Genomic DNA, 2,959 nt, shown 5'->3' on the forward strand with positions numbered 1-2,959 from the left:
TAGTATAACACAAAATCCGCTACCAGTTAAAATCTGGTAGCGGATTTAACTATATAAAAATCAATTTAGAATTTACAATTTCTCTTGCTCTGTTGTAAACATTGTTCATTTGCGCAACCCATTCCAGCTGATTTTTCGCTTTAAGTTCTTCTGTTATGTCTTCGCTTTCTGCCAGTTGCTTTACGAGCTGAAGAAACAAATTTTCAGCTTGGTTATCAATATCGACAAGATAGTTGTTTAGTTTTCCGCTTGTCAACAGGTTTATATAAATAATTTTATGGTGCTGTTTTAAATATCTTGCATGTCGCTGTCCCATACTCCGAGCGGTTGAGCTTGTTATTCGAGTAAGATGAGATTTGGTAGCAGATAATCTCGACTTGCGCATAAGTACCCCCCATTTGTTCAAATAATGACTTTTCCATAGTATTTTCCTCCTGTATTTTAGTGTACTTTTATTTTAAATAAAGACAGGTATAACACCAATGTGCCAATAAAAAATACAGCGTACCTGTTATATCACAGATACGCTGTATTTTCATATGTTTATTTCAGGATATGTGGTTACCAATTGCTCATACATCTTTCTTGACGGCTGTCGTGAACCGCCCTCCCACTTAGAATAGATGCTCAAACTAATACCTGCTTTTTCAGCAAAAGTTGCTTGATTTAATCTGTGTGCTTTTCTGACTTCACGAAGTCTATCACTGTAAGGATAATCCAGAAATTGATCAAACTCATCGAAGAGCAGATTTCTATCAATTTCAAGGACTTTAGCCATATCAACGGCTGCTTGATATGGTATCGGGAATCGTTCACGATCATACATTAACACCGTTGCGGGTACAACTCATATACTTTCGGCTAACTGCCGTGGTTGGACCCTTCGCTGCCGGTAGTATTTCAGCATTGCCGCAGGGTTTTTTCTGTAGGAATACCTTCAAACAAAAGTGTAAATGCATTAACATCTTCCCGTGTTTGTATTCATATAAGTCTGTGTGATTGAGAATAGTGTTGTATTTGCGCCAAAGTATAGAGAAAAGTTTTTTATGGAGAAAAGCGCTGAAATAGGAACAATACTGAGAGGTATGCGAGTGGAAAGGTGAAAATTATAACAGCAGAAGTATCCCAGATCATGTGCATATGCTAGTTGAAATCCCACCTAAAATGACAGTATCAGGATTTATGGGATTTCTGAAAGGGAAAAGTAGTATTATGATCTATCAGAAATGGGGGAATATGAAATATAAATATAGGAATCGATCATTTTGGTGTAGAGGATATTATGTAGATACAGCAGGAAAGAATGACAAAGTAATTGAAGCATATATAAAAAATCAATTAAAAGAAGATGAACTAAGTGAACAATTGACACTGGATATAGAAGACCCGTTTACGGGTAATAAGAAATAGAAATGCAAATGCCAGACCGTATTGTTACGCTGGTAAGCGTAGCCTGAATCTGAGCCCCTTGGGGCGATTACGTAAAAACCACCAGCTAAGCTGGTGGATATTTAAAAGAGGAGAATAAAACTAATATTTGAAATGAATATATCGATAATAAGTGTTTGATAAGGAATTTCGAAAAAAAATAAAATTAATTTCTATATGATAGGTATGTTTAAACAATTGTCTTTATTCCTTAAGTATCAAATATCATGAAATAAGCATTTTTTTATTTACATATGTTTGCTTTAGATATGGTTATTCACTGCGTTGAATTTTCTGAAATTATTATAATTTTAATGAAAAGATACATGTAACGAATAAACAAATACAAAATATAACTTTTATGTAAAAACATTTTTCTACATTTTTCTTCGTATAGCACTATAATTCACATAATTTCGCAAGCTGATCATGATACGTATAAACAATATTGGCTATAAAAGGACTTATTGGTTCTTTTAAAGATAAAACGATATTCATGATGTTGGTAACAAACTATCCTTTGACAATATGCATTTATGCCAGTCAGTGAATATCAGAAAATGGAGAAAATAATATGAAAAAGAAAAGGATGAGGCATTTATTGACAGTTATTGTTTCTGCGTGATGATAGGGATTGTTTGCTTATGCTCTGCCATTAATGGCAAAAGAAACATCTTTCCAACGAAACAACAATTACGCAAACATCAGGTTCGCTTACCCTTCGTAGCATGATAGCGAGGGAAATCCCTTAGCGGATGCCTCTTACAGCATCTATAAAATCATGCGTTTTGAACAAGAAAGCACTTCGCGTTTTGTTATTGAGGAAGCTTTTCAAGATGTTTTAAAAAATGTTACACCAGATGCTTTAGGTAGTTATTCTACAACACAATTAGAAAAGCTAAGCCAACAACTTACCATAAAGGCGGAACAATTTCCTCCTTTAGCTACTGCTACTAGCGATGGCAGTGGCACGGTAAGTTTTAAAGATTTAAAGCTTGGCTATTATCTAGTGATAGAAACAAAAGCAAACAATTACATATTAGGTAACCTTTCTTAATTGCCATCCCTTCAACAAATAACTATCAAAATCATGAGGAAGGTAGTGCATGGGTCTATGATGTGGAGGCATACCCGAAAAATGAGATAGTAACCTTTGATAAGACCATTACCGATGCCAGTGATGGCTCAGTTAAGATAGGCGATTATGTACCATATCAAATAAGGACCAGTATGCCTGATTATGACGCTAGTTTCTTTGGCAATCCCACACCGGCGACCTTCATAATCATCGATACGATGGAAGATGGTTTGGCCATCCAAAACGATGCCAAGCATCCAATCACGGTAAAGGTGAATGATAAAGAAATAGCAGAAGGCTCAATGACCTATAGGATAAGGGCAGAGAATACGGCAGGGGAAGAAGCCGATTTGCACATTAGCTTCGCCGAAGATTTTATAAAAGAAAACGGAGGGCAACCAATCATTGTCACCTATGAAGCACAGGTAACAGAGAAAGCCAAGCAAGGGCAGG

3 protein-coding genes and 2 pseudogenes are annotated in these 2,959 nt (G+C 35.8%); 3 read left to right on the plus strand and 2 right to left on the minus strand.

Translation table 11 applies throughout. The features are described from left to right. Nucleotides 1-49: 49 nt before the first annotated feature. On the minus strand, nucleotides 50-385 hold the full coding sequence (locus ACLUJM_RS13345) for a TnpV protein (RefSeq protein WP_412413037.1): 336 nt from the start codon (nucleotides 383-385) through the stop codon (nucleotides 50-52). A 150-nt stretch (nucleotides 386-535) separates the two neighbouring features. Further along, the gene (locus ACLUJM_RS13350; RefSeq protein ID WP_412413038.1) at nucleotides 536-826 is read right to left on the minus strand and encodes a helix-turn-helix domain-containing protein; all 291 of its coding nucleotides are present in this window, start codon (nucleotides 824-826) and stop codon (nucleotides 536-538) included. 169 nt (nucleotides 827-995) lie between these two features. Here ACLUJM_RS13350 and tnpA point away from each other — a divergent pair. The 3 genes and pseudogenes from tnpA to ACLUJM_RS13365 form a co-directional block, all read left to right on the plus strand. Continuing rightward, nucleotides 996-1,410, plus strand: a pseudogene (gene tnpA, locus ACLUJM_RS13355) (IS200/IS605 family transposase). A 760-nt stretch (nucleotides 1,411-2,170) separates the two neighbouring features. Continuing rightward, nucleotides 2,171-2,485, plus strand: a pseudogene (locus tag ACLUJM_RS13360) (prealbumin-like fold domain-containing protein); the annotation flags it as partial. Nucleotides 2,486-2,547: 62 nt separating this feature from the next. Further along, on the plus strand, nucleotides 2,548-2,959 hold a 412-nt coding region (locus ACLUJM_RS13365; RefSeq protein ID WP_412413039.1), incomplete at its 3' end, for an isopeptide-forming domain-containing fimbrial protein.

Origin of the sequence: Finegoldia sp., from assembly GCF_046991905.1 — a bacterium.
Classification (GTDB): Bacteria; Bacillota; Clostridia; order Tissierellales; family Peptoniphilaceae; genus Finegoldia.

What these genes read in the sequence shown, in the direction of transcription:
- ACLUJM_RS13345 (WP_412413037.1), bottom strand. Translation starts at nt 385, where the DNA reads ATGCGCAAGTCGAGATTATCTGCTACCAAATCTCATCTTACTCGAATA.
- ACLUJM_RS13350 (WP_412413038.1), bottom strand. Translation starts at nt 826, where the DNA reads ATGTATGATCGTGAACGATTCCCGATACCATATCAAGCAGCCGTTGAT.